General features: G+C 37.7%; 30 protein-coding genes, 1 tRNA gene and 2 pseudogenes. 25 read left to right on the plus strand and 8 right to left on the minus strand.

Annotated features, from left to right (window positions below):
* Positions 1-98 precede the first annotated feature (98 nt).
* From BAOM_RS05490 to BAOM_RS05530, 10 genes are all read left to right on the plus strand, one after another.
* Positions 99-377 (plus strand): hypothetical protein, encoded by a 279-nt coding sequence (locus tag BAOM_RS05490; RefSeq protein WP_127759409.1) that lies wholly within the window; start codon positions 99-101, stop codon positions 375-377.
* 11 nt (positions 378-388) lie between these two features.
* The gene (locus BAOM_RS05495; protein WP_127759410.1) at positions 389-952 is read left to right on the plus strand and encodes a hypothetical protein; all 564 of its coding nucleotides are present in this window, start codon (positions 389-391) and stop codon (positions 950-952) included.
* A gap of 4 nt (positions 953-956) precedes the next feature.
* Positions 957-1,322 carry a DUF1360 domain-containing protein gene (locus BAOM_RS05500; RefSeq protein ID WP_127759411.1) on the plus strand — a complete coding sequence of 122 codons (366 nt, stop codon included), beginning with the start codon at positions 957-959 and terminating at the stop codon, positions 1,320-1,322.
* Positions 1,323-1,386: 64 nt separating this feature from the next.
* Complete coding sequence (locus BAOM_RS24870) at positions 1,387-1,512, plus strand: hypothetical protein (RefSeq protein ID WP_257467659.1); 126 nt, start codon at positions 1,387-1,389, stop codon at positions 1,510-1,512.
* A gap of 277 nt (positions 1,513-1,789) precedes the next feature.
* Positions 1,790-2,284, plus strand: coding sequence for a YhcN/YlaJ family sporulation lipoprotein (locus tag BAOM_RS05505; protein WP_127759412.1), 495 nt, complete (start codon positions 1,790-1,792; stop codon positions 2,282-2,284).
* Positions 2,285-2,306: 22 nt separating this feature from the next.
* Positions 2,307-2,774, plus strand: a complete 468-nt coding sequence (spoVAC, locus tag BAOM_RS05510; RefSeq protein WP_127759413.1) for a stage V sporulation protein AC — start codon at positions 2,307-2,309, stop codon at positions 2,772-2,774.
* Positions 2,775-2,777: 3 nt separating this feature from the next.
* A complete protein-coding gene (gene spoVAD, locus BAOM_RS05515; RefSeq protein ID WP_127759414.1) occupies positions 2,778-3,803 on the plus strand; it encodes a stage V sporulation protein AD in 1,026 nt (341 codons plus the stop codon).
* Positions 3,804-3,821: 18 nt separating this feature from the next.
* A complete protein-coding gene (gene spoVAE / locus BAOM_RS05520; RefSeq protein ID WP_127759415.1) occupies positions 3,822-4,178 on the plus strand; it encodes a stage V sporulation protein AE in 357 nt (118 codons plus the stop codon).
* A 98-nt stretch (positions 4,179-4,276) separates the two neighbouring features.
* A complete protein-coding gene (locus tag BAOM_RS05525) occupies positions 4,277-4,414 on the plus strand; it encodes a YjcZ family sporulation protein (RefSeq protein WP_127762453.1) in 138 nt (45 codons plus the stop codon).
* A gap of 113 nt (positions 4,415-4,527) precedes the next feature.
* The gene (locus BAOM_RS05530) at positions 4,528-4,782 is read left to right on the plus strand and encodes a sporulation-specific transcription regulator SpoVIF (protein WP_119118179.1); all 255 of its coding nucleotides are present in this window, start codon (positions 4,528-4,530) and stop codon (positions 4,780-4,782) included.
* A gap of 424 nt (positions 4,783-5,206) precedes the next feature.
* Here the strand turns inward: BAOM_RS05530 and BAOM_RS05535 are convergent, their stop codons facing one another.
* Positions 5,207-7,477, minus strand: coding sequence for a UvrD-helicase domain-containing protein (locus BAOM_RS05535; protein WP_127759416.1), 2,271 nt, complete (start codon positions 7,475-7,477; stop codon positions 5,207-5,209).
* A 191-nt stretch (positions 7,478-7,668) separates the two neighbouring features.
* Here BAOM_RS05535 and BAOM_RS05540 point away from each other — a divergent pair, with 191 nt between their 5' ends.
* Positions 7,669-7,968 (plus strand): hypothetical protein, encoded by a 300-nt coding sequence (locus BAOM_RS05540; RefSeq protein WP_127759417.1) that lies wholly within the window; start codon positions 7,669-7,671, stop codon positions 7,966-7,968.
* Between the two features lie 46 nt (positions 7,969-8,014).
* Here BAOM_RS05540 and BAOM_RS05545 read toward each other — a convergent pair whose 3' ends face one another.
* The 5 genes from BAOM_RS05545 to BAOM_RS05565 all read right to left on the minus strand — a co-directional run bounded on the left by BAOM_RS05545 (position 8,015) and on the right by BAOM_RS05565 (position 10,926).
* On the minus strand, positions 8,015-8,503 hold the full coding sequence (locus BAOM_RS05545; RefSeq protein ID WP_127759418.1) for a spore coat protein: 489 nt from the start codon (positions 8,501-8,503) through the stop codon (positions 8,015-8,017).
* Between the two features lie 85 nt (positions 8,504-8,588).
* Complete coding sequence (locus tag BAOM_RS05550) at positions 8,589-8,837, minus strand: hypothetical protein (RefSeq protein WP_127759419.1); 249 nt, start codon at positions 8,835-8,837, stop codon at positions 8,589-8,591.
* Between the two features lie 331 nt (positions 8,838-9,168).
* The gene (locus BAOM_RS05555) at positions 9,169-9,603 is read right to left on the minus strand and encodes a GNAT family N-acetyltransferase (RefSeq protein ID WP_127759420.1); all 435 of its coding nucleotides are present in this window, start codon (positions 9,601-9,603) and stop codon (positions 9,169-9,171) included.
* 4 nt (positions 9,604-9,607) lie between these two features.
* The gene (locus tag BAOM_RS05560; protein ID WP_127759421.1) at positions 9,608-10,123 is read right to left on the minus strand and encodes a 2'-5' RNA ligase family protein; all 516 of its coding nucleotides are present in this window, start codon (positions 10,121-10,123) and stop codon (positions 9,608-9,610) included.
* A gap of 80 nt (positions 10,124-10,203) precedes the next feature.
* Entirely contained in the window at positions 10,204-10,926 is a 723-nt protein-coding gene (locus BAOM_RS05565) for an alpha/beta hydrolase (protein ID WP_127759422.1), read from the minus strand.
* A 171-nt stretch (positions 10,927-11,097) separates the two neighbouring features.
* Between BAOM_RS05565 and BAOM_RS05570 the strand changes: the two genes are divergently transcribed.
* Together BAOM_RS05570 and BAOM_RS05575 are read left to right on the plus strand one after the other, a co-directional pair.
* Entirely contained in the window at positions 11,098-11,655 is a 558-nt protein-coding gene (locus BAOM_RS05570; protein WP_127759423.1) for a phosphatidylglycerophosphatase A family protein, read from the plus strand.
* Between the two features lie 156 nt (positions 11,656-11,811).
* Positions 11,812-11,884: transfer RNA gene (locus BAOM_RS05575), tRNA-Val, on the plus strand.
* A gap of 187 nt (positions 11,885-12,071) precedes the next feature.
* Here the strand turns inward: BAOM_RS05575 and BAOM_RS05580 are convergent.
* Entirely contained in the window at positions 12,072-12,791 is a 720-nt protein-coding gene (locus BAOM_RS05580) for a tyrosine-type recombinase/integrase (protein WP_164853138.1), read from the minus strand.
* Positions 12,792-12,834: 43 nt separating this feature from the next.
* Here BAOM_RS05580 and BAOM_RS05585 point away from each other — a divergent pair.
* The 3 genes and pseudogenes from BAOM_RS05585 to BAOM_RS05595 form a co-directional block, all read left to right on the plus strand.
* A pseudogene (locus tag BAOM_RS05585) lies at positions 12,835-13,348 on the plus strand (IS1595 family transposase); the annotation flags it as partial.
* A gap of 112 nt (positions 13,349-13,460) precedes the next feature.
* Positions 13,461-14,099, plus strand: a complete 639-nt coding sequence (locus BAOM_RS05590; protein WP_127759425.1) for an NAD(P)H-binding protein — start codon at positions 13,461-13,463, stop codon at positions 14,097-14,099.
* A gap of 340 nt (positions 14,100-14,439) precedes the next feature.
* Entirely contained in the window at positions 14,440-14,919 is a 480-nt protein-coding gene (locus tag BAOM_RS05595) for a membrane lipoprotein lipid attachment site-containing protein (RefSeq protein WP_127759426.1), read from the plus strand.
* Positions 14,920-15,144: 225 nt separating this feature from the next.
* Here the strand turns inward: BAOM_RS05595 and BAOM_RS05600 are convergent, their stop codons facing one another.
* A complete protein-coding gene (locus BAOM_RS05600) occupies positions 15,145-16,380 on the minus strand; it encodes an IS110 family RNA-guided transposase (protein ID WP_127759427.1) in 1,236 nt (411 codons plus the stop codon).
* Positions 16,381-16,684: 304 nt separating this feature from the next.
* Here BAOM_RS05600 and BAOM_RS05605 point away from each other — a divergent pair, with 304 nt between their 5' ends.
* The 9 genes and pseudogenes from BAOM_RS05605 to BAOM_RS25455 all read left to right on the plus strand — a co-directional run.
* A complete protein-coding gene (locus tag BAOM_RS05605) occupies positions 16,685-17,197 on the plus strand; it encodes a GrpB family protein (RefSeq protein ID WP_127759428.1) in 513 nt (170 codons plus the stop codon).
* A gap of 457 nt (positions 17,198-17,654) precedes the next feature.
* Positions 17,655-18,806, plus strand: a complete 1,152-nt coding sequence (locus BAOM_RS05610; RefSeq protein ID WP_127762454.1) for a cation:proton antiporter — start codon at positions 17,655-17,657, stop codon at positions 18,804-18,806.
* A 480-nt stretch (positions 18,807-19,286) separates the two neighbouring features.
* The gene (gene nikA, locus BAOM_RS05615; protein ID WP_127759429.1) at positions 19,287-20,909 is read left to right on the plus strand and encodes a nickel ABC transporter substrate-binding protein; all 1,623 of its coding nucleotides are present in this window, start codon (positions 19,287-19,289) and stop codon (positions 20,907-20,909) included.
* A 20-nt stretch (positions 20,910-20,929) separates the two neighbouring features.
* Positions 20,930-21,874 (plus strand): nickel ABC transporter permease subunit NikB, encoded by a 945-nt coding sequence (nikB, locus tag BAOM_RS05620; protein ID WP_127759430.1) that lies wholly within the window; start codon positions 20,930-20,932, stop codon positions 21,872-21,874.
* Positions 21,871-22,704 carry a nickel ABC transporter permease subunit NikC gene (gene nikC, locus BAOM_RS05625; protein ID WP_127759431.1) on the plus strand — a complete coding sequence of 278 codons (834 nt, stop codon included), beginning with the start codon at positions 21,871-21,873 and terminating at the stop codon, positions 22,702-22,704. The genes nikB and nikC overlap by 4 nt, the downstream gene beginning before the upstream one ends.
* Positions 22,705-22,770: 66 nt before the next feature.
* Entirely contained in the window at positions 22,771-23,538 is a 768-nt protein-coding gene (gene nikD, locus BAOM_RS05630) for a nickel import ATP-binding protein NikD (protein ID WP_373995335.1), read from the plus strand.
* Positions 23,539-23,556: 18 nt separating this feature from the next.
* On the plus strand, positions 23,557-24,390 hold the full coding sequence (gene nikE, locus BAOM_RS05635) for a nickel import ATP-binding protein NikE (RefSeq protein WP_127759433.1): 834 nt from the start codon (positions 23,557-23,559) through the stop codon (positions 24,388-24,390).
* Between the two features lie 77 nt (positions 24,391-24,467).
* Positions 24,468-25,784, plus strand: a complete 1,317-nt coding sequence (locus BAOM_RS05640; RefSeq protein WP_127759434.1) for an MATE family efflux transporter — start codon at positions 24,468-24,470, stop codon at positions 25,782-25,784.
* Positions 25,785-26,549: 765 nt separating this feature from the next.
* Positions 26,550-26,678: pseudogene (locus BAOM_RS25455) on the plus strand (IS6 family transposase); the annotation flags it as partial.
* Positions 26,679-26,929 lie beyond the last annotated feature (251 nt).

The raw sequence follows: 26,929 nt of genomic DNA on the forward strand, positions 1-26,929 counted from the left end.
GAAGGAAAGAAATGGAGCATACATTTGATACATAGTATAGAGAAATAAGAAATCTGTTTGCTTCTGACTTGATTTCACATCATCTGAGGAGGGACATCATGGACGGTAATAAGGAAAGTTCTTCTGTTACCGATGGAGTGCAAACAGTCAATACGAAACAGCAGCGCTTTAGTAATGAAGAGATGATTGAGTTGTTACTACGACTATCGAAATATGCACGACAACCGGTATGTAAATTCACGATTGAAGGTCAAGTGCTAGTTGGCAGGCTTGTTCATAAGCAGCAATCAACCATTTTTATTAAACACCGTTTTGGGAAAAAGGCCATACCATATAAGATGGAGAACCTACAGGCAATTGATATTCTACATTTATAGGGGTTGGTCATATGTTAAATAACGAGAAAGGTAATAATCAGGCGAAGCCGCTTATTTATGATGTGCAGCCAGAGAGTACAAAACAAGTATTTTCAAATCAAGACAATCGTTTGCAGGAGCAAGAACAACGAGAAGAGAGTGAGCAAGAGCAGACGTTAAATAAAGAGGAAAAACTCGAAAAAGTTAAACGTGAATTCGGTGTATATGAAGCGATGGCGGAAATAGAAAGGGAAATTCACACCGCTTCACAATGGATCGAACCTTATCGTGAACAAAAAAGACCCGAGCCACAGGTGATACAGGAAGAACAGCCTGTTGTAGAAGAAGTAGTAATTAAAAAGAAGAAGAGAAGACCAAAACAAAAACAAAAACAAGAGTCGGTCGTTGAGACGATTACTCGGCTGGCTCATTCAAGGGAAGAACCAAGGCCGACGTGCGTGGCTCATTTATTCGGTGAAGAAAGAGAGTTTGAAGTATTAGGGATACGCGGAGAAATGGTCAAAATTAGAATCGGTCGCCGCGTGCGCATTATTAGGCTATCGGATCTGGAAACAGTCAAAGTCATGAAGAGGTGAAGGAATGCTTTTGCATGAAATAGGGATTACAGTTCTTCTTATATTAGGGTTAGCAGCATTTCGATTAACGCGATTAATTGTGTTTGACAAAATCACAGAGCCTATGCGGCGCCCTTTCTTTAATGAAGTGGAGGAAAAAGATGAAGGAGGGAACGTTACCGTTTATTTAGTTCCTAAAGAGCGGGGAATTCGAGGCTGGATAGGTGAATTATTAGCTTGCTATTGGTGCACAGGTGTATGGATGAGCTTATTGTTATTTGGCTTGTATATGAGTAAGTGGCCGGCCGGGGAATTTATCATTTTAATTCTAGCCATAGCTGCCATTGCTTCAATTCTCGAAGTTCTTGTTACGAAATGGCTGGGTGATTGACGAGACCAACTTGTCTCCCTTTTCATAATATGAAGGTATAGGTAAAGAAAAGGAGGCGTTGTTGTTGAACACGAATAGACCGGAAGTATGGACCTATGCAAAACCAGTAAAAAAAGCAGAACCGACAAAGATCAAGAAAGGTTGCGGATGTAATAAAAATAAAAGCCAAAATCAAAACCAAACATCTTAAATGATAAAAGGTTGTTCCAAAGAATAAATTTTGGAACAACTTTTTTATTTGGTCTCACACGAGTAGGAGCCCCCAATCGTTTTATCAACAATATTGTTTAACACAGCCTTTATTTTTATCAGGTATGATTGGTAACAAAATTCTTTGTCTCGCAAGCAGTTCTCCTCATTTGCTCCATGCTTCTGCTAGTCTGTTCTAATTACCGAATCCTACCATTCATAAAATGTGCTATAAACAAGAAAATAATAGATAGAATGATGATTTAGGAAGTGACAGGATGAAGAAGATAGTCATGGTTTGGATAGCTGTTTTATTAATGATAACGGGATGTGCCAATAAGGAGGGAGGAAAGAAGGACGATTTAGTCTTAATGGAGCGAACAAATCCAAAGCCGATGGATGTTATTTATGGGATGGACCACGACGACTATGGGAAAGAAAATCCCAATGAAGGGCTAATTACCGATGTTAAGAAGACCGTAGCAAAGCATGAAGAAATCTATGATGTAATTGTTGTGAAAAAGGACAAAGACATTTTAGTAGCGTATAAAGTGAAGCATATGAAACGATTTCATATGAAAAAGATTGAAAAGAAAGTGAAAAAACAGTTAAAGGATAAGTATCCAGATTTTCATTTTATTGTGTCTAGTGACTATAAAATCTTCTTAGAATTATTTCGTTTAAATGAAATGTTGAAAGCGAAAGATGTTCCTGAGAAAAAAGCAAAGAAAAAATATGAAGAAATTATTAGCTTGCATGAGGAATTAACATAAGTGTGAGAAGGAAGGCGTTACTGTGTCAAAAGATCAAACAGCTAAACAGGAAGCCTATCAACAATTGCAAAGCAAGCATGAGCTGAAGCGGCCTGTTTTTAAAAACTGTGTGAAGGCGTTTCTAGTAGGTGGGATATTTTGTATAATTGGACAAGCGATTACGTATTTCTATATTTACTATTTTGATTTTACCGAGCAGACAGCTGGAAATCCTACTGTTGCTACGATGATCTTCCTTTCTCTTTTATTAACAGGATTTGGTGTATATGACCGTATTGGTCAATTTGGTGGTGCAGGCAGTGCTGTTCCGGTTATAGGATTTGGAAATGCTGTTATATCAGCTGCAATTGAGCATCGTACCGAGGGCTTTGTATTAGGCGTTGGGGGGAATATGTTTAAATTAGCGGGCTCCGTTATTTTATTTGGGGTTTTTTCAGCCTTTGTCGTTGCGCTTATTAAAACGATTTATCTAAATATAGTTGGAGGGTAAACGATGCTAATTGGAAAGCAGTCATGGGCGTTTCAGAATAAACCCGTTATTCTTGAAACAGGCGTGACGGGGGGACCGTTTGAATCCAATGGTGCCCTTCCTGAAGATTTCGATCTTTTATATGATGATTTATGGATGGAGCAAGAGTCTTATGAGAAAGCACATCGGCTCTTAATGGAAAAGGCAGTCGAGATTGCTTTGCAAAAAGGAAACGTACAAAAAGAAGATATCCAATTCTTTCTTGCGGGTGATTTAACGAATCAAATTACACCGACAAGCTTTGCGGCAAGAACGAATGCGATTCCGTATTTCGGATTATATGGAGCTTGTTCAACGTCGATGGAAGGGCTGGCACTAGCATCGTTTATTGTTAATTATGGAGGAGCCCATTATCTATTAACAGGTGCATCCAGTCATAATGCAGCGGCTGAAAGGCAGTTTCGTTATCCGACTGAATATGGAGGGCAAAAGCCGCCAACAGCTCAATGGACGATTACAGGAGCGGGAGTTGCGCTTGTTACTCGTTCAGAGGGGCTTACCGGTCAGTTTCCCTATGCCGTATCAGCGACGATTGGAAAAGTCATCGACATGGGGTTGAAGGATCCCTTTAATATGGGGGGAGCAATGGCTCCAGCTGCTGTGGATACAATCTTGGCTCATTTTGAGGATACAGGTCTAACACCGGACGATTACGATTTAATTGTAACGGGAGATTTAGGGGAAGTAGGAAGAGAGACAGCTTATGACTTATTGCAGCAAAGAGGATGTCAGATGGATAAGGAAAAGTTTCAAGATTGTGGATTGCTTATTTTTAAGCCTGATCAGCCTGTGTTAGCCGGTGGAAGCGGTGCTGGCTGCTCTGCTGTTGTTTTATATGGTCATCTTTTGAATGAGATGAAAAAAGGCAAGTATCGGAAAATACTGGTTGTTGCTACGGGAGCGCTTTTATCGCCGCTGTCCGTTCAGCAAAAAGATAGCATTCCGTGCATTGCGCATGCAGTCGCCATTGAATATGGAACAGTTTGTTAAACGAAAGGAGCTACATAGATGCTAGCAATGTTTTTTTGGGCATTTGTTGTTGGTGGACTTATTTGTGTTATTGGGCAATTGCTTTTTGATGTAGCCAAGTTAACGCCTGCCCATACTTTAAGTTTGTTCGTTGTTATCGGGGCTATATTAGATGGAGTCGGTTTATATGAACCATTCATTGATTTTGCCGGAGCTGGTGCAACGATTCCGATTACCTCGTTCGGTAACTCTCTCGTACATGGAGCGCTGCAAGAGGCGGAGCAGCATGGGCTTATCGGCGTATTAACAGGTATGTTTGAAGTAACAAGTTCAGGAATCTCAGCGGCCATTGTTTTTGGTTTTATTGGCGCATTATTGTTTAGACCAAAAGGGTGAAGCGAAATAGGCCTGCTTCATTAGTGACTAAGCCCATACATACTTTTATTCTCCTCATATGTTATGAGTAAGCTACGCGAGAAGCGAGGTGAATGAATATGTTCGGTTACGGTTTTGGCGGTGCTGGATATGGATGCCAAGGTTATGGATATGGCGGCTTCAGCGGGGGCTCTACATTTGTTTTAATCGTTGTGTTGTTTATCCTTTTAATCATTGTTGGTGCATCATTTTGTTAACACAAAAAAGGAATAGGTAGATAGCCTATTCCCTTTTTGTGATTACATAAGAAGTTCAAGCACCTTTTTTTCTGAATGTCATAGGATAGGTACAGAAAAGGAGGTCTTAAAGAATGGATCAAAATCTCTTTAAGAACATTGAAAGCAAAACGGGTGTGAACATGAAGGATATCTTTGAATTAGCCAGCTCTCTTCAAGGTGCAAATTTTAAGGATGAAGCAACGGTACGAAATGTCATTAAACGTGTTTCTCAAATAGCGAATAAACCGGTTAATCAAGAAATGGAAGACAAAATTGTTCAATCTATTATCGCAGACGGAAAACAACTGGATTTCAGCACGATTTCGCAAATGATTAATAAAAAATAAGAAAAGCGGAGCCGGCTCGTTTAGATCACGTAGAAAATAGGAAGAGGCCAAAAAAGGCGCTCTTTGCCTTTTGGGGACTCTTATCTTTTTCACAGTGAGCTAGCCAACAAGAAAAGCGGAGGGCTTCTTTTTATCAGCGGTAAAATATATCGCAAATTTTATCGTTCTTTCATAAAACGGGGCTACCTCAAAATTTATGAAAAATGACGTTCGGGGCAGCCCTCCGTTCAGTTGAACAATTATTTTTTTGCTGTTGTTAAAGGGCGCTGAAGGACAAAATGAGGGAAACAGCCCAGGAAAATGTCCGTCATCAGAGCTTTGAAGAACAAAAACCAGGAAACAAGCAAAGAAAGGTGCGTCCAAAAGTCAGGATAACTAACTTTTAGGCGCACCTTTTTATTATTTTGAATGTACAGTAGACGGGTTAAATTTTTAAAAAGCGCGAAGGATAGGCTGTTTTACCGCGCCGAGTTTGGGGAACGGAGATGGATAACTGTTGTTTCGCCCGAGTTGCGGCAACATATAGCAACCTTCGTTCTTCCTCTAATGGAGCAAGCTCTCCTTTGCGATAGGCTTCAAGGGAGAAGTCATGCGGTAAGCTGCCGTCCACAGCGGCTAATAAATACACCGATTCATATTCGAGCCCTTTCGCACGATGAATGGTCGTTAATTGGATTGCATCGATATCTTGCCTCGACCATTGCTTCACTTCTTGAATCATCGCTGTCATATGGTCGACATGTTCTAGTAACGCTTCCACCGTATCGAAGCGTTTAGCGGCAACGCGTAAATCTCGAATATCATCAGAGCCCTTCTCAATGCCCGCTTCATTCCCGCGCTTCTTAATGAAATCTTGATAGCCTAAGTCCTTTTCGATGATTTCTAAGGCAGCAAGCGGAGATAAGTTCTTTAAACTGCGAATTTGAGCTGGAATCTTTTTTAATTTGCGTTGTTGAAAAGCATGTTTTGTTTTGACAAAGCCAAAAGCATCAATATAATCGCAGTCTTGAAGAATGGTTTGAGCTTTTAATTCCTGCAGCACACTTTGCTTTAAAAAGAGCGCAGACAGTACATCGCCTGCTGCTTTTGTATCATCTGGATTTACACTTAAACGTAAAAACGCTAAAATCCCGCGAATCACTCGTCGTTGATAAAAGGATTCTGCGTCTTTTTCAATGATGAAGGGGATGTTTGAAGCAGCGAGCCGTTCAAAAATAGCACGTGACATTGAATGCGTGCGATACAGAATGGCGAAGTCGCTAGGCCTTGCTCCATTTGCGAGCTTTTCTTGGATATCCGTTAAAATCATCGTCGCTTCTGCTTCTTCATCATATGGATAAAATAAAATGGGAGCTGCACCGTTATTATGCTGGGCATGCATCGTTTTACTAAGGCGCTTCTGATTACGACTAATAATTCGATTCGCAGTCGAAACAATTTCGTGCGAAGAGCGGTAGTTTTCGGTTAATTTAATCGTTTTTGTTCCCGGGAAATCGTGGGCGAAGTTTAAAATATATTTCGGATCACTTCCGCGGAAGGAATAAATCGCTTGATCATCATCGCCGACGACGAAAACATTTTTTTCCAAAACAGAAAGGATTTTAATTAATTCATATTGAATTTTATTAATATCTTGAAATTCATCAATAAGAAAATAGCGAAATCGTTGTTGATATTTCAAAAGTAAGTCAGGATGATTTTGAAGGAATTGATAGCAGCCGACAAGCATATCATCGAAATCATAGTATCCGTTTTGCGCTTTATATTCCTCATATTTTTGATATAAAAATAAGCAAGATTTCTCCCAATCATCTTCGGCTCTCACGTCACGAGGGAAAACGAGTGAGTTTTTCCATAAGCCAATTTGACCGAGCGCTTGGTCATAGGCGAACTCTTTCTCATCTAACTCAAGTTCTCGACCTGCTTGCTTCAAAATCTTTTCTTTCTCCCAGTCCCATTTAAGCAGTAAATCTCGTCGCCATTTTTGAGGTTCATGAAACAGTAGAATTTTATAAAAAATACTATGAAAGGTGCCACTCACGATTTGGGAGACGAGGGAAGGACTCATGTTTGGATAGGTAAGTAAACGCTGTTGCATTTCTTTCGCTGACTTTGCTGTAAACGTAACGAGCATAATCGATCTTGGGTCAATTTGCTGCTCCATTAGCATATAAGCTGTACGCACTGTTAAAACGCGGGTTTTCCCACTGCCGGCACCAGATAAGACGAGAACGGGTCCATCCACAGTTGTAGCAGCCAGCAATTGTTCTTGATCGAGCTGTATACCTATTGTTTGTAAAGCATTCAAGTACGTACTAGTAATGGTTGATGGCACGGAAGGCGTTTCCACAAAAGCGGGATTTTTTGAAATCGGCCGAGCTTTTAGAAAAGGAGCAGGCTCCACTTTTTCTTCTGTAATTGTTCTTGATGTTGGAAGCTTAAAACCATTCAGCTCCATACTACTTTCCGTTTTGGGAACACTTTTGGCCTCAACTACCGCTCCTGGACAGGGATTTGTTGTTCGTTGGTGATAAAAATAAGGCGGTTCATGGACACCTAAGTAAAGTTTCACTTGTTCAAGGCAGGCTGGACAAATAAGTTCATTACGCTTTCCTTGATCAAATAAGGTTTGCAGCTGACTTGCTGAAATATATTGTAGGTTAATGAGTTCATCTCCTGATTTTGCTAGCTTCATTCTATATAAACCTCAAATCTTTTAAAAATATCCGTATATCTCATCATAGCAAAACATACTAGAAACAAAAAGACTAGATAAATTCAAAAGGATGTTCTGACATCGGCGCATTTCATCTAGTAGGAGCCAAAAATCAACATTTTTATATCGGTGAATATATTAAAAATAATGAAAGGAAGAGGTGGAGGGAAATGGGATATATTGCACCTGTCACACCATATGACTATATTCAATATGCGAATCGTACTTTTGGAACCGTTCGAAGAGATAAAGTGGTGAATCGTACTATGGCCGCTCCGCCGATAAAGCCTTATGTACGCGAAGAAATAGAAGGAGAGCACTTTATGAAGCACCAATGGAATCGTCAGCAGCATGACCGTCGTCAAAAGTACGAAAATTCTCTGTATGTAAATAGAGTCCATCCAAAAATGATTGAGAATACGAAAGCGAGAATTACTGGTAAAGGGCTGTATATTAATGAATTAATTTAGAAGCAAGGAAAAAGGACACATGATGTGTCCTTTTTTGTGGAGCAGTTTATAGAATATCTAGTTCTACGATAAGAGCTAGCAATAATTGAAGAAGTAGTTGAATGTTTAGAGCAACTTGAGCGTCTGTTGTTGTGATATCGATGTCACGGCTATTTTCAACGATTGTTTTTTGGCGAGTGATTTGTCTTGTGCGAGAAGATTGGATTAAGTCCTGTGTGATGCGGTTTGCGTCGCTGCTGTCAGCAATAGAGATGCTTACGACAACAGCAATTGCAGCTTGTAGTGCAGCTTGAAGGGAAAGAGCAGCCTTTACATCTGTTGAAGTTACGTTTACATCGCAAGAATCTTTAATATAGATAAGCTCTTCAGAAACTTGAACTTGAGAATTTAGTTGTGCCGCTTCTTGTTCAATCACATTGTCATCATTATGGCAATCAAGTGGATGACGTGTATCACGATCTAATGCAGACCATCTTCTGTCGTCACAATGATCATTATGATCTTGACAGCTGCTGCGAAATACATTTTGGTTCATATAGTTTTTCCTCCTTAGGTTTTATTCCTTACTAAAATATGCGTTACTAGTCAATCTGGTTGGACGAAAGCCACGATTTATTTAGCTATTTTTTATCCTTTATTTCGTATGTGTTTGTGACTGGGTTTACATCCTTTTCAGTGACGCTCTTTTGACTGTTGATAAGAAGGTCAGCCTGTTTTTGTAAACTTTGGATGGTTGCTTTTAAATTTTCTTTTTCTCTTTCTGATAAATTCTGGCTGCCACGCTTTACTCCGTATTTGTTTAATGTTCTAGAAACGAGAAGCTCCATCAATCTCTTTTGTGATTCATCCAAATTGAAGTCATCATTCATTGGATCTTTCCCTCCTTACTTATGGTTCTTAAGTAGACTATGTACATTGGCGGAGATTGGTTTCAGACAGACGTGGATTTTTTAGAGGGATTTTGTTAAATAACGTTATGAATGGTTAGCAGAGCTGAGAGGTGTGTGCTAACACCTTTGTAAAGCAAAGAAAAAACCCGCTGATGATTCAGCGGGTGAGAGTGTTATAAAGTGAAACTTCCATCAGTGGGGGGCTTCATCCCACTGATGGTTAGTTGAACCAATCGGACCTTTACAGGCAGTTGTTCCCCACCTATCTTCTTTGTTTCCTCGTAAGCTTGAGGTGGGGGCTTACTGCCTGTTAAGTGTGGGATAGATCTTTTATCATCGTTTTATGAGGAATATTTTGATCCATATATTCTTCAGAAATCGTATGATAACCGAGCTTTTCATAAAAGGGAATCGCGTGAACTTGGGACGATAGCTTGATTTGCGATATATGACGCTCGGCAGCATCCTGTTCAATCGCTTTCATAATAAGAGCTCCTGAACCTTTGCCGCGTCCATTCGCAAGCACACAAATACGTTCCGCTTTCGCTATCCCATCGACGATACGATAGCGGCCAGCCCCGATTGGTTGTTCTTGCTCATTGTATAGTACGAAATGAGCGGCATCTTCCTCGAATTGATCGATTTCAGCTTCTGCCGGTACATGTTGTTCGTCAACGAATACCGTTCTTCTGACATAGTAGGCATCGTTACGTTCTTCGGGTGTTTTTGCAATTTTTACAAACACTTACTTATTCAGCTCCTAATCGGAAAGTTTCGTATACGGTCCAAACACCGTCCTCTAATTGATACAGCAGGTGAATACGATCTACTTTTTCTTGGTGTTCTACATTTAAATTAGTTAGCTGCCCCATGACATCTAAATGTTCATCATTGGATAATTCTTGAGCAATCGTAACATGCGGACTGAATGCATACTCCACATCTGTTTTATGAGTGCCTTCACCATGAAGCGCTTGATAGAGCGTATCTAGTTCTGGTGCAGCCTCTACTTTTAGATAAATCGTATTGTTAGCTGGTTGAAACGATTTTGCTTTTGTTACGTTAATTAAAAATGGCTGCACTTTACTTGCGGCTTGTCGTACACGACCTACAATCGTTGTCAGTTCTTCCTCAGTCGCTTCAAATGAGCTCTTGAGTGTAATATGCGGAGGAATAAAGGAATATTTCGTATCGTAACGTTTACGATAGGAGTTTGCGATATCCTGTAATTTTTTCGAAGGGAAAATAACAACACCATATTTCATAAATCGTAACCTCCAATATATTATTTTTAAGACTGATGATGAATGGTAAAAAGGCGTTTGGATTTATTTTACATGAATTATTAAAACATTTCCAATAATGCTCTTTTTAAATCTGCTTGCCAATACTTCCAAGTGTGTGTGCCTTTAAATTCTTCATAAAAATAAGGAAAGCCTTTTTGATTCAATAATTGATGCAGCTCTCGATTCGGTTCAATAAAATTCGCACGCTTTCCATCTGTCGTTGGCACATCGGTTTCTTCTGTCCCAATTACATGATACAGCTCTAACAGATGAGGCTCCTCGAAATTTTGTACAGCTTTCATAACCGTTTCGTCGACAAGGGGCGACTGCATAATGACTTTGCCAAACGTATGTGGATACTTCAATGCTGTTAATAAAGAAACCGTTCCCCCAAGTGAATCACCGATAAGCGCGCGACCGTATCCCATTTGATAAGTAGGAAACTCTGCATCTAAAAATGGAACAAGTTCATGTGCTAAGAAGCGAACATATGCCTCATGCTGCTCTCCATCTGGATGATATTTACGTCTGCGGTCAAAGCGATCTTGATAAGGGATTCCAACAATAATAATCTGTTCAATCTCATCATTGGATAAAAGCTCATCGGCTACGCGTCCAATTTTCCCCATTTGAAAATAATCGCGTCCGTCCTGTGCGATAACGAGCGTATACTTATATAATGGAGAGAAATTGAAAGGCAAGTAGACGAGCAGTTCGATTTCTTCCGATAATGCCTCGCTTTTGAATCTATATTCTTTAATCGTTCCTCGCTGTGTACTCATGTATCAGCACTCCTATAATAAAAAATAATCGACCAATGTACGTGGTTATTTTAGCATAAAAGAGCTTGTCATTTCTCGTTAAATGATTAAGAACCATGCTCAGAAAAAGTAAGGCAGCTCTCCATATAGTGATATAATGGAAGGCATAACTCAAGTTGGGAGCGGAATAACATGACAGCAAAACGCGTACATAGTAGAGAAGTAACGAAAGCAGCAAGAGAGGCGTTATTAGAACGAGGGGTAAGCATTGAGGCGATTGCTGAAATTGTCTACGAAATGCAGATACCCTATAACCATGATTTAACATTAGCAGATTGTATAGATAGCGTGGAACGCGTGCTTTTAAAAAGAGAAATGCAGCATGCCATTCTCGTTGGCATTGAGCTGGATCGACTGGCAGAACAAAAGAAATTATCGGAGCCGCTGCAATCGATTATTGAATCGGATGAAGGATTATTCGGAGTGGATGAAACGCTTGCCTTTGGAGCAGCACTTTCGTACGGGAGTATTGCCGTGACAACATTTGGCCATTTAGACAAAAAGAAATTAGGCCTTATTAAAGAACTCGATACGAAAGCGGAAGGTAAGGTCCATACGTTCTTAGATGATTTAATCGGGAGCATTGCTGCTAACGCTGCCTCTAGACTCGCTCACCGCATTAGAGATGAGGAAGATGGCATATTGAAAGGTGAGAAAGCGGTTAGTACAGAAAAGGAATTAATCGGATAGAGGGAAGAAGCTGTTTGAAAGTTCTACTTTTAGACAGCTTTACTTTTTATAGTGACCACTAATCTTGCCAATCCACTATTTAAGCCAATAGGTAGAGTTCATTTAGTTGACTTTTGATTAATTGTTTATATAATAGAAGATAGATAGTATACATACGATCTGTTAGCTCAGTTGGGAGAGCATCACCTTGACAGGGTGGGGGTCGGGGGTTCAAGTCCCTCACAGGTCATCATTTAAACAAGGCTCAAATCCTTTTGTATCAAGGGTTTGGGCTTTTTCTTTGTTTACTGATATATCCATTTTATCCCTGCATTTTTATACATTGCACAAATACTGCACAGAAACTGCACGAGGCTGTCACTTTGTTTTACAGTCATAAGGATTCCATTGTTTATTTTTATGTGCTTTTTTGTCCGTTATGTCCAGAAGCGATCCTCAAATCGATTGGCTGTTTTCTTTTGCATTTCTTCATTTGTATGCGAGTAGATATCAAGTGTAATTCCTACTCTGGCATGTCCTAAACGTTCGCTCACCACTTTGGGGTTTTCGCCTATTCGCATCAAAATCGTAGCATGAGTATGTCTCAAATTGTGAAAAGGAATATCAGGAACGTTTGCTTTCTTCGTAAGAGCTTTAAACTTACGAATGAGATTTCGTGGTTCAAGATAACCGCCAGCTTTTGATGCAATGACTAAACCTAGTTTATTGAGTGCTTGTTTCTCTCTATATCTAACCAAAGCCCCTTGTACGCTAGCTGATAAATACACGTCACGCCGTGAATGAGAAGTTTTTACTTCTTTTACGAATAAACCTTTTGCTTTTGTACGGGCTAAGGATTCTTCTACGTGTATAACTCCTTTGTCTAAGTCGACGTTTTTCCATCTTAAAGCGAGAATTTCTCCTCGCCTCATGCCTGTAAAGATAGCTAATAGGAAAGGGACAAGCTCGTTTTCTTGCTCACAAACTTCTAGAAAAGCCCTGGCTTCTTCTAATGTCCATATTTGCTTAGGCGTTTTATGGATAGAGGGAGGGGAAGCATCTTTAGCCGGATTATTCTTGATTAATCCCCACTTCACAGCCTTCTGCAAGGCTTTAGATAAAAGATTGTGTATTTTCTTTACAGTCGCATTGGCCAATTCCTCGTTTAACTTTTGAGTATACAATTGAAGGTAAGAAAATATTACGTACCGAAAACCTCGAAAAAGAGGAGGTTCAGCTTCGAAAAGAGGTATATCTAAAGAACAAATATGTGTGGTCGTTGCTCACGATAGAAATGGTCAAATTCTTTCAGAAGTGCTGGTAAAGGGCGTATAACAGCTCTTGAAATTGATGCTGTACTGGGTGATTATTTAGATGAGTCTGCTTTGTTATGTACGGATACAGCGACAAACTACAAAAATTTGCTGCTATAAAGGGGTTAAAACACGAAGCTATTAATGCACGTAACAAAGAATATGTTCGTCAACAAATCTATCACATCCAACACGTAAACAGTTATCACCGAAGATTAAAAGACTGGATGGAAAGATTCAATGGGGTAGCGACAAAATATATGAATAGCTATTTAGTATGGCATCGTTTCTTAGAATTAAATAAGAAATTACCTTATAAAGAGAATACAAATGAAATGTTGTTAGGTATCTGTAAAAAAACAAATTTTATAACTGTAATGGATATTAGAAATTTCAACTAATGACATAAATAGAATTCCGTTATTATGTAAATTTAGTTAAAAATATAAAAATAAGAAACCTCTTTATAGAATTGTACGTATATCTATTATCATATTTAGTTGGAGGTGTATAATGGATAACCCTTATAAGATAGGTATAATTGGAGGAACAGGGAAAGTAGGACGTCATATTGCAACTAATGCAATACAGAAAGGATATAAAGTTCGTATGCTTGTTAGGAATCCAGAAAAGTTATTGTGTAAGAATGACAAAATCGAAATAGTGGAAGGACAAATACAAGATATAGAAAATATTCGAGAACTACTTAAAGATTGTAAAATAGTTATTAATACGTTTGGTCAACCAACCAAAGAGGAACCTATGTATAGCAAAGTAACTAAAAATATTCTTGAAGTGATGAAAGATTTAAACATTAGTCGTTATATAGGGGTTTCTGGTGGTTCTCTAACTATTAATGATGATAAAAAGAGCTTTTTAAATCGTTTTGGAGCAAAGATGTTTGAACTTTCGTTTCCAAAAATGATGGTAGATAAAAAATTAGAATGGGAAATTTTGTTCAATAATAAACATATCCACTGGACACTAATTAGATTGCCATTTGTAAAAGACAGCTTAAAATCAAATTATATAAAGGAAAGCCTTACTGATATGCCTGGTACAAAAATCACCAATCAAGATATAGCTACCTTTATTATTGACCATATAGATAACCCAAAGTACATACATAAAGCACCTTTTATCTCACATTAATATATTAATTGTAAACTATGTTTGTTAGAAGAGGACCTATTCTTAAAGTCCTCTTCCTTTAAAATATATAGCAACAATCTTTTAGAACATAGCCTTTTCAAAACATGCTCTTTAAATTTGTTTACATATTAATATTTATATCACTAGTTTTGTACAGAGATAATAAAACTGTTTAAAAAAATGTGATTCATTCTATTCAACAAAAGGGCCAGATTGTTGAATAACATGTTAAATTGTATAGTGAAAATTGTGAAGGAATTCACTTAAACTAACGGGCAGCATAGTTTAAGAAATTAATTGGGGTATCATGGTAAAATAGAATGATAAAGGGGGAGGTAAAATGAAAAAAATACTCACGCTATTATTTACAATATTAGTTTTAACGGCTTGTACGGAAGTCACTAAAAATGAAATTACTAAAGAAGAGATTAATAAAGATAAAGTTACTAACAACAATTATAAATTTATTGGAGAAAGTGAACATTGGAAGGCTGAATATTCTTATAAAGGAACAGAAACATGGGGGAATAATGACGGAACAAAGACTTACTCTAATAAGGACAGTTATGAATTTATATTAAAATACAAGGGTTCTTTAGAAGAGTTATCTTCCATGCAAAAACTTGAATACTCTTTTAAAACACTTACAAGTAGTGGGGAAGCAACAGAGGAATTTACTGACCCTCCTAAAGAATTAATATTTACTTCTAAAGGAAGTTCAGAAGGTGGGGCAAAAGTAAATGAAGATGAAGTTATACAAGTAAATGTAAAATGGGACGAATTTGAAGAGTCATTTGAACTGTATAATAAAAATAAGTAGATTTGATGAACAAACGGGTTGTTTTATTGTGATAACGATTTTCAACAAACGGGCGCGATTGTTCAATTAGAGCAATCGCTTCTTGTGCTAAACCAGCTAATAGTTTGTCAATATTTTTCAATAAAAAATTAAAATCATAGATGATATACTAAAAAAGTGTATACTAAATAACCTTCCGTTTTCTCTCGAATGGAAAGTTTTGAGTTATTTAGTTAGACATAGTTTTTAAGCTATATCTTGGAAAGTTGTTTTATTTTTTAATAGGGCATAAATCCAATGTAAGAGCTTATTTACACAAGCAATAATAGCCACTTTAAAAGGTTTTCCTTCTTCACGCTTTTTATCGTAATACTCACGCATTTTTTTGTTGCGAGGGATGATTTCATCAGTCGTTTTCTTCTTGCGACAATCACGAATGGCACAACGAACTGCCATATATAATGCATGGCAAAGCCTACTAGATCCTCGTTTTGTGATTCGATTTTTGGTGGCTGTAAACTTACCGGATTCGAATACACTAGGATCCACTCCAGCGAAAGCCACAAGCTTTTTAGGATTATTAAATCGATCTATCTCCCCAACTTCAGAAATAATCGTTGCCGCGATCTTTTCTCCAATGCCTGGGATAGATTTGATAATAGTATATTCTTCAATTTCTTTAGCGAGAGCGTCTATCTCTGTCTCTAACTTTGATAGATGCTCTTTGTACTGAAGAAGAATATTTATATACATACCTAGGCTTAAAATATGACTCTGATAAACGGTCTTTTCAAAAGGGTTACGGGCTGCCGCAGCTTTAAGCTGAATGGCTTTTTCATTTGCCCATTTGATGGATCTACTCTTACATAACTCAAATATCTTGTCTGTAATGGCTTCTTCACTTGCCTTCAGAATGTCTTCTGAAGAAGGAAACTCTGAAAGAGTTAAGAGTGACACCACAGAATATAAATCTCCAAAAACCCCTTTATATTCAGGAAACACTTGTTCAAACACTGTCTGAAATTGCAGCTTTGTTTGGATCATTACGCCAGTTATATTTTCATGTTGTCGTGTAAGATTTCGAAGGTTCAATAACTGAATACCACGCTTTTTATATGGCTCTAACTCCTCTTTATAGAACAACTCACAGAGAAGATAGGCATCTATGGCATCTGTCTTTACTTTTCTTAAACTTGAACTTCTTGCTTTGTATGAAATTAATGGATTAATAATAATCAATAAATATCCTCGTTCTTCCAAGTAATGAACGACAGGAGCTTGGTAATGCCCAGTAGCCTCTAAAACTATTGAAGGTTTCTTACCAGCCTCTTTTTTCACATCCTCTAGAAACGTTACAAGGTAACTAAGTCCCTCAACAGTATGAGGGACTTTAAAGCTCTTACGATATGGTTTGCCCTTATCTAAAAATGCCTGAACTTGGCTTTCCCCTTTTGAAACATCCAGACCAACGACTGAATTCATTCTACATCTCCTCCTAATCTAGTGATTTGCCAGTAACCCCTAATCCTCCATGCAGTGTCACAGCTTCGCTTGTTATACGAGATCTACGTCCCAACCAGCCTCAATCATGTTTCTACAAGTAGGGGGCGAACGGTTTAGCTGACGGGGTCAAAGCCCCACGGGCAGTTACGTTCTACCTTGGCTACTGATAGGATAAAACCATATGAAAAATGGTCAACCAGAAATAACTGGCTGACCTTATAATACGAATGGGCAGTAGAGTTGAACAAGGAGAGTTTTTTCTAATTGAGGTAGGGGGAAAAGAATGGATAAGGAAATAACAATTGAAGACTACAACTCAAATTGGTCCAAACAATTTAAAGAAGAAAAAGTTAAACTAAAGGAAATTTTAGCTGACAAGGCTATATCTATTGAACACATAGGAAGTACATCTGTTGAAGGGTTAGGTGCTAAACCTATTTTAGATATTGCTATCGGAGTAAATGATTTAGAGGTAGTTGGCGAATTCATTGAGCCTTTAAAACAAATAGGATATGAATTTGTTTATCATAAAGAACTTCCTGAAAGACGTTTCTTCAGAAAGGGACAATGGAGAGCTGGTACACATCATTTGCATTTTTATCAATTTGAAGGAGAACATTGGAACAATCAAATTTTGTTCAGAAATTATTTAAGAAATAATCCTGATGTTTTAAAAGAATATCACCAATTAAAGGTTGATTTGGCAAAAAAGTTTCGTTTTGATAGAGTTTCTTATACTGAAAATAAAGATCCTTTTATCCAGAATGTATTACAAAAAGCCAAAAAAGAAGAATAACTGGCATTAATTTTTATTGTGCTAACGGGGGCTTTACTTCAAGAACAGGATTGTCCATAGACGGTCTTTTTTTAATGCTTTTAAGTGGCACACTCTATCGTCGCGCACTTTAGATCCCTACTGAACTAAAGTGCGCGATATCCCATTGGGCAAAGTAGCACCAACTAAGATGTTCAACATGAGAGAACGGCTGCTATCATTTATGTTGGTTTATGATAGTCTTATGAAATGGTTCTTGTTCAACTAACTTGACAGAATAGTTTAAGAACATCGTATAAAGAAATCATAAAAGATACCCTTTTTAAGACTCAAATATGATAGTATAGAACATAATAAAATATTAAGTATACTCGGAGGAGCCTGTCACCAAGGGATTATTATGCCCTTGGTGACAGGCTCTTTTTGTGTTTTTTACAGATTTAAACAAATTATAAACAAAGAAAGGTGGAGTCAAATGTTGTTAATCCTTCAATTAGTGATTATTTTAGTTGCTTCCAAAATAGCTGGAAGTTTAAGTGTGAGGTTGGGACAACCTTCAGTTCTTGGTAAACTTTTAATTGGAATTGTACTTGGACCATCGGTTTTAGGACTCGTAAATGAGAACGAAACCTTGGCAGAGTTTAGTCAAATCGGTGTCATACTGCTAATGTTTATTGCGGGGTTGGAAACAGACGTTGATGAATTCAAACGAACTGGTAAAGCCTCTACATTGGTGGGGTTTGGTGGAAGTATTGTTCCACTTGTTTTAGGATATTTTGCAGGTGTCGTATTAAATCTAACTACAATGGAATCCTTATTTTTAGGGCTATTGCTTTCTGCTACAAGTGTGAGCATCTCTGTTCAAGCCCTTAAAGAAATGAATCAATTAAAAACCCGTGAAGGAACCACTATATTAGGAGCAGCCGTTATCGATGATGTGGCAGTTATAATTGCCTTGGCATTCTTAATGAGTTTTGCTGGTGGAGATGTTAATCTAACAACGGTTATTTTAAAGAAAATATTATTCTTCGCAGGATCTATTCTTGTTGGTTGGAAGGTAGTTCCTTGGTTCTTAAATAAGTTTACATCTTTAAAAGTAACGGAAACAGTCATTTCATCTGCTCTAATTATATGTTTTACTTATGCGTACCTAGCTGAATACACAGGGGTTGCTGCCATAATTGGAGCTTATATTGCAGGTGTAGCTATAAGTGTAACCAACTACAAACATGAAATTTTTGAGAAAGTGGAAACAATTAGTTATTCAATTTTTGTCCCTGTATTCTTTACCTCTATCGGAATTACTGCTGAGTTTTCAGGAATAAGTGAAAACTTAGGTCTTATTATTATTTTAAGTGTTTTAGCTATTCTTACGAAGTTAGTTGGATCAGCAGTTGGTGCTAAAGTGGCTGGATTTGGGTGGAATAGTTCATTAGGGATTGGTGCGGCAATGGTATCTCGTGGTGAAGTTGCTCTAATCATGGCAACAATCGGCTTAGAAACAAAGTTACTGAGCCAAGACATGTTCGCTGTAATTGTTGTGGTGGTTCTTGTAACAACTATTGTGACTCCTCCAATGATGAAATGGTTTTTTAAATCAAAAATACAAACTGAATCTATGCGTAACTAATAAAATTTTTTATTCAAGTAACGGGGTGCGTTAGCACAATAACTAAAAATCAATTTTTGAAGTTCTTTTTAATTTTTTGATTTTCAACAATCGGGTGCCATTCTTGAGGAATTGGCGCTCATTTTACATATTAGGGCCAGATTGTGGAAGAATTAGTCGTTAATTTATTATCTGATTATATAATGTAATTAATGATACTTACCAAGGGTATTATTACAGCAATGTTATACTCCTGCAAATAAGTTGTACTTGCTGTCTTTTATGAAAAATGCTTAGCCTTGTTCTCCTTTCTTTAATTTTAGAGTGGTGCGTGGTGTGCTTGAGGGAGAACTGATGCACCGTACCGCAACCGTTTGCCTATTGGTGTGTTTTAATAGTGTAATTTACCCTTGGAGAGTATTCAAAATTATGTTGACAATTGTATGTATGCTCTTTAGAATTGATAATGATTTTCAATAATGTGTAGGAGGCACCAATTTTATGTCGAAACGACGAACTAGTACACAAGTTTTATTTATATTTGCAATCGTTCTCATTTTATCAACGCTTTTACTTGGATGTACAAATGAATCAAAAGAAGATTCAGCTTCAAACAAAGAGAGTAAAAACATGCTTACTATTGCTTGGCCGCGGGATATAGGTGAAATGAATCCACATGTCTATAACCCTTCTCAATTATTTGCACAATCTATGGTGTATGAATCTTTAGTTAGCTATCAAGATGGTGGAGAATTAAAACCACAATTAGCGGAATCTTGGGATATTTCAAAAGACGGGAAAGCATACACATTTCACCTTCGTCAAGGAGTAAAATTTTCAGATGGAACAAGCTTTAATGCTGACATCGTGAAAAAGAACTTTGATGCCATTTTGAAAAATGTTGCTTTACATAGTTGGTTAGGATTTATTCCCAAGATTGATCAAACGAAAGTAATTGACGAACATACGTTCCAATTGACGTTAACAGAACCTTATTATGCTACGATTCAAGAATTAGCGGTTGTTCGTCCGGTCCGTTTCTTAGGTGAAGCAGGCTTCCCGAAAAATGGTGACACATCAAAAGGGATTGAAAAATCGGTCGGAACAGGTCCTTGGGTATTAGATGAATATAAAGCCGATGAATATGCGACTTTTAAACGCAATGAAAATTATTGGGGCGAACTCCCTAAAGTGAAAAAAATCAAAGTAAAAATCATTCCTGACGCTGAGACAAGAGTCCTTGCATTTGAAAAAGGAGATTTGGACCTTATTTATGGTGAAGGAGTAATCAGTTTAGATACATTCAAACAATTAGAATCAACTGGAAACTACGAAACTAGTGTGTCTGAACCAGTTGCAACCCGTCAACTCGTCATGAATACGAAGAAAGAACAACTTTCGGATGTACGTGTTCGCCAAGCGTTACAGTATGGATTTAATAAACAAGCTATGGTCGATGGTATCACTTCAGGAGTAGAAGACAAAGCAGATTATATTTTACCAACAAACTTTCCTTACACGTCAAATATCGATGCACAACCGATTGATTACAATGTAGAAAAAGCAAAAGCATTATTAGATGAAGCAGGTTGGAAACTTCCAAAAGGAAAAAATGTTCGTGAAAAAGATGGTAAACTACTTGAAGTAGAATTAATGTACGACTCTGCGGAATCGATTCAAAAAGCGATGGCAGAAACATTACAAGCTGAGTGGGCAGCACTTGGTGTGAAATTAAACATCGTTGGAGTAGAATTGCCTGTGCAAGTTCAACGATTTAAAGGAAACGATTTTGACTTAAATTTCTTTAGTAATTATGGTGCACCGTATGACCCACATATATTCGTAAACGTCGTTGGTTCAGAAGGATTCGGCTTTAAGGAAGCCATTTCATCATATCCAAAGAAAGAAGAGTTACTACAACAAATTACTGACGTTTTAAAATCAACAGATGAAAAAGAACGTCAAAAACTATACTCTTCTATTTTAACATCACTACAAGAGCAGGGATCAATTGTTCCAATCTCTTATGTTAAGAAAGTCGCAGTTTATCAAAAAGATGTATCTAATTTTACTTTCCCTGCTAATCGTGACGAACATCCCTTCACTGGTATTAGCATTGAATAGTTAGCAACAGGAGGGTTTTCATGGGCACTTATATCGTGAAACGCATGATGGCTATTATCCCAATCTTTCTTCTTGCTACACTGTTTACGTTTGGAATGATGCGGCTTTCACCAGTCGACCCGGCTGAAGCTTATTTAGCAGCTGCCCATATCCAACCAACAGAGGAAATGTTGGAGCAGAAAAGACATGAATTTGGCCTGGATCAACCTATCCTCGTTCAATATGTAAACTCTATTATTAAGATATGCCAATTGGATTTTGGCATATCTTATATTTCTAATAAGCCTGTTTGGGACGAGGTTACATATCGAATGCCAGCCACGATTCAGTTAGCTCTAGGCAGTATTCTACTAGCTATATTGGTTAGTGTCCCCCTTGGTTTCTTAGCTGGAATCAAGAAAAACAGTGGAATTGATTATTTTAGTCGATTTCTTGCTTTTTTCGGGGCATCCATTCCATCTTTCTGGTTAGGATACTTATTAATCTTTTTCTTTTCTGTGAAGCTCAATTTATTTCCAGTAGAAGGAATTGGTACGGTACAACATCTTGTTTTACCTTCGATTACATTGGCAGTGCCCTTAATTGCGTTGTATACACGCTTATTACGTGCTAGTGTTTTGGAAAATTTACAAGAACCATATGTCTTATTTGCCCGTACAAGAGGGATAAAGGAGAGCATCATTATGGGTAAACATGTTTTACGCATAGCCATCTCCCCTATGATTACTGGACTTGGAATGAATCTAGGTAAACTACTCACAGGGACCATTATTGTTGAGGCTGTGTTTTCATGGCCAGGATTTGGACGTTACTTTATTGAAGCCATTTTTAATCGAGATATTCCTGTTATCCAGTGCTATGTGCTACTAGCAGCTGGACTGTTTCTTATCAGTAATTTAATTGTAGATTTGATTCAAATGTACATTGACCCACGCATCTCCAGAAAAGGAGGGCACAGCCAATGATTGCTACTATACGTTCTCAATTGCGAAGTCAAAAAGCGTTGGGTATTTGTATTATCATACTAAGTATCCTATTCTTTCTAGCTATTTTCGCTCCTTGGCTTGCACCTAACGACCCAGTTGCAGTGAATTTAGCGCTAAAACTTCAACCTCCTTCTTGGAATTATCCATTAGGAACCGATCATTTAGGTCGTTGTAACTTATCGCGTCTCTTAATAGGAGCTCGCATCTCATTAGGCTTTGCTTCACTTATTTTTCTTTCATCTTTAGTCATCGGCTTAATTATCGGAACACTTGCTGGCTATACAGGTGGTTGGTTGGATTATATCTTAATGAGAATATGCGATACGGTTATGGCATTTCCTAATCTGTTACTTGTTATTGGATTAGTTGGGGTATTTGGACCTGGACTTTCCCAAGTCGTTTTAGCCTTAATCCTTGTGCAATGGGTTTATTATGCGAGAATATTTCGAGGAATGGTCCTCAGTGTGAAGGAGCAAAACTATATTGCAGCCGCAAAAATAAGCGGCTCGTCTTCTTGGAAAGTTATGAAGAAACATATCGTACCTAATATTCTTCCTCCACTTGCTGTCATGGGTACCCTAGAAATGGGCTGGGCTATTATGGATCTATCTGCGATGTCATTTCTCGGCTTAGGCGTGCAGCCTCCTACTCCAGAATGGGGAGCGATGATTCTTGAAGGAAAATCTTACATTCGAACGAATCCAGAATTAATGCTCTATCCAGGTTTAATGATTATGCTCGTTGTCGTAACCTTCAATGTTTTAGGCGAAGCTTTATCTGAACGCTTTGGAGTTAAACGTCGTTTTTAAAAAGGAATGAAGAAATTGAAAACAGAACAGTCGAATGTATTGCAAGTCAACAATCTATCTGTACACATGCAAACAAAGGATAATACCTCCACCCTCGTACAAGACATTCAGTTTGAATTACACCGTGGAAAAGTACTCGGTATTGTCGGAGAAAGCGGGAGCGGTAAAACGGTCACAAGTATGGCTATTTTGCAACTTCTTGATCAAAAAACAACAACGATTGAAGGTAGTATAAAACTGCAAGGACGCGAGTTGAATGGATTAGATAAGAAAGCCATGCGCAATATTCGTGGCAAAGACATTGCTTTTATTATGCAAAACCCGATGAATGCTTTTACACCTGTATATACGATTGGTAATCAATTCATTGAAACCATTCGCTCTCATACGAAAATGAATAAAAAACAAGCAACAGAGATTGCTATTGAAGCAATGCAGCATGTGAATCTACCTAATCCTAAGGAATTATTAACATCCTACCCTTTTCAATTAAGTGGCGGAATGCTTCAACGGGTCATGATTGCGATGGCCGCATGCTTGCATCCTGCTGTTATTATTGCAGATGAACCAACAACTGCACTTGATGTTAATAACCAACTTCAAGTGCTGCATCATTTGAATCAAATTCGTACAGATTATGGTTCAGCCATTTTATTAATTTCTCATGATCTTGGTGTCATTTCAGAAATGGCTGATGATGTCATCGTGATGCAGCACGGTCGTATCGTTGAAAAAGCGGACGTATTTCAACTATTTGATCATCCGCAGCACGAATATACGAAAAAGCTTCTCCATGCTCGACCAACATTGCATGTAGAAGAATATATAGGATAATTTCAAAGGAGAATACACATGAGTTTATTACAAGTAAAAGAAGTAACTCATAGTTACGGCTCTCATAAATTATTCAAGTGGAAAGATAGTCCAAAACAAGTACTCAAAAACATTTCTCTCTCTATTGAAGAAGGAACATGCTTGGGGTTACTAGGTACGAGTGGCGCTGGAAAAAGCACATTAGGCAAAATCATTCTTGGTTTAGAACAACCTCAACAAGGACAAGTTCTATTTCAAGGACATAATATTTATACAGCGGATAAATTGACTCGCCAAAAAATCCGCCGCGATTTACAGGTTGTTTTTCAAGATTCCTATTCAGCCGTCAATCCTAGACTAACAGCTGAACGAATTATTGCTGAACCGTTAGAAAACTATGAAAAGCTAACGATATCTGAACAAAAACGAACCATTATTGAATTGCTAGAAAGAGTTGGTCTCAGTGAAAAAGATTTAACTAAATACCCTCATCAATTTAGCGGAGGACAATTACAAAGAATCAATATCGCTAGAGCCATCTCCCTAAAGCCCAAACTAATTGTCTTAGATGAATCTGTCAGTAGCCTTGATATGGTCAACCAAACTCTTATATTAAATTTACTAAGCGAACTCAAAGAGGATTTTGGACTATCATATCTGTTTATCACTCATGATATTAAAGCAGCCTATGCAATCGCTGATACATTAGGTGTACTAGAACAAGGGGAATTAATCGAGCTTTACGATTCTAAAAACCAGTTTTTTTCGTCAGAACATCCTGTCGTTAAACAGATGAGAGGTGCTATCCTTGCTGAGCATCCACGCTTTCGTTCTCTTCCAACAAGGATTAGTAAGACCATATATGTTGATTGATAAGAAGGCCTCGATTTCAGTTTGAAAATCGAGGCTCTTGTTTCTATTTTTTGAAGAATATATTGGAGGAGAATCCGATGAATCATCGAGCATACCTTGCTCTAGCCATCCCCTTAACGATTTCAACGATGACAACCCCTTTATTAGGAGCTGTAGATACAGCAGTTGTTGGTCAGCTTCCAGATCCAGCGTATATTGGAGGAGTTGCAGTAGGGAGCATTATTTTTAATACTTTATATTGGTTATTTGGTTTTTTACGAGTTAGCACATCTGCGTTTGCCGCTCAAGCTAATGGGGCAAACGATCAAGCTCAAGGAACACTCGCTTTATTTCGCCCTTTTTTATTAGCTGTCATTGTAGGTCTTTGTTTTATCCTCTTGCAATGGCCAATTGAATATGCCGCTTTGACACTAATTGCCCCTGAGGCCGATGTTAGCAAATTTGCAATGGAATATTTTCGAATTCGAATTTGGGGAGCTCCTTTCACTTTGATGAACTATGTCATTCTTGGGTGGTTGATGGGCATGTCGAAAATTAAAATATCTTTATTTTTACAAGTGTTCATGAATGTTCTAAATATGGGTCTTGCCATTTTGTTTGTTCATGTTTTTTCTTTAGCTGTAAAAGGGGTCGCGATGGCAACTTTAATCGCAGAAATCACAGCATGTCTAATTGGATTACTTCTTTTAATGAAGGCATCACCAATTCAATGGAAAATTCCACCTGTAGGAACACTTATAGATTCACATTCTATGAAAAAGATGTTTATCGTTAACCGGGATTTATTTATTCGAACGATTTGTTTATTAGCCGTTTTTAACTTGTTTACAGCAAAAGGTGCTTCCTTTGGTACAGAACTATTAGCCGCTAATGCTGTGTTAATCCAAATTCATTATATTATGGCTTATTTCTTTGATGGGTTTGCGAATGCATCTAGCATTTTCGTAGGTAAAGCAATTGGTTCAAATGATGAAAAATTATATAAAAAAACGCTCACCTTATCTTGGCAATGGTCAATTCTATCTGCTTTCTTCATTGCTTGCATCTATGGACTATTTCAAGAACAGATTATTGGACTCTTCACGAATTTGCCGAGAGTAATTGAGCTTTCGAATACATATGGAGTTTGGCTTATTATTTTCCCATTTGTAGCTTGTTTCGGACTCGTCATTTACGGTGTTTTTACGGGGGCCACTGAAATTGCACCGGTTCGAAACTCTATGATATACGCGTTGATCGCGTATATTATTGTGCAAGTCACTGCAACTCCCATCTTGGACAATCATGGCTTATGGCTAGCCTTTATTGTTTTTAGTATGGGGAGATCTGGCTTTCTAGTTATGTATATCTCTAGACTGAATAAGAAAATTTTTCATCATAAACAAGAATCGTGAATGTCCCTCCTTAATATCCTTACGGGTTGTTTGAAGAAGGTGTTTTACCTATTCATAATGGGCATTATTTCGTCTCACATAATCTCTAACAGGGTTCTAGTGCGAAACTCCAAGTTAATTGCAGTAATCTCAAACTCTTGGATATACTGATATTACTATTCTAAAAAAGGATGTGATTGATATGGAAGCGAAAAATACGTTCAAGTGGAAGCATGATCAGTCTGCCACCAAAGCTTTTTCTATCAACGTTGAAATCCTGTTTTGAACTTTAATGTTGGCCATAATCAATCCTCCAATAAAATGGTTGCCATTCAACGTTTATTGAATGCGTAGAAGCTTGTCATATCAACCTTTAGAGGACTTTTATTGTGGTGCCAATATTGGTGCCCAAAATGGTGGTATCGGATATAGCAGGTATAACCTATCATATTTCGAAAACACCAGAACCTTGATAAATCAATGAATTTCATTTAAATAAGGTCTTACCTGTCATATTTGAAATTAATAAACTAGTAGATTTCGCTTTGACAGGGTGGGGGTCGGGGTTCAAGTCCCTCACAGGTCATCATTTAAATAGCGCTGAAACCCTTGGTATGTAAGGGTTTCTAAGGATTATGCCACTTTTCGTGAAGTGGTATTTTTTATTGGACTTGATTCGTGGCAACAATTAATCAGATTCACCAAAAATCGTTTGATCAAAACGATTAGAAGCATCATGTTGCAGATTCTGGTGCAAAAATTTCAAGACACTTGCAAGTAATCTCCAACCTCAGTTTTCGTGATTTGGTGGAAATGATGGAGGAGCGAGGTTTGTCAATCGCTCATACAACGATTACGCGTTGGGTTCATCAATATGGACCTGAATTAGATGAAAGAGTACGGCATCCCTTTAAGTATTATTTCAATGTTCAGCAAAGAATTTTTGCTTTAATTGTAAACTTATTGCGATAAGCCTTATTGTGTACAAGCTAATTATAGAATTTATAGATGAATTCCTTCGAACTGTACCCTAAATGAAATTAAAGATGATGAGAGATATGCCCTATCCACTATATTGACAAAATATTAATCTACTACTAAAATGGAAAATATTCAGAAATAATATTTTTAAATAATAAGCAAGCTATGATTGCTATGGATCACAC

The organism is Peribacillus asahii (genome assembly GCF_004006295.1).
GTDB classification, from domain to species: Bacteria; Bacillota; Bacilli; order Bacillales; family DSM-1321; genus Peribacillus; species Peribacillus asahii_A.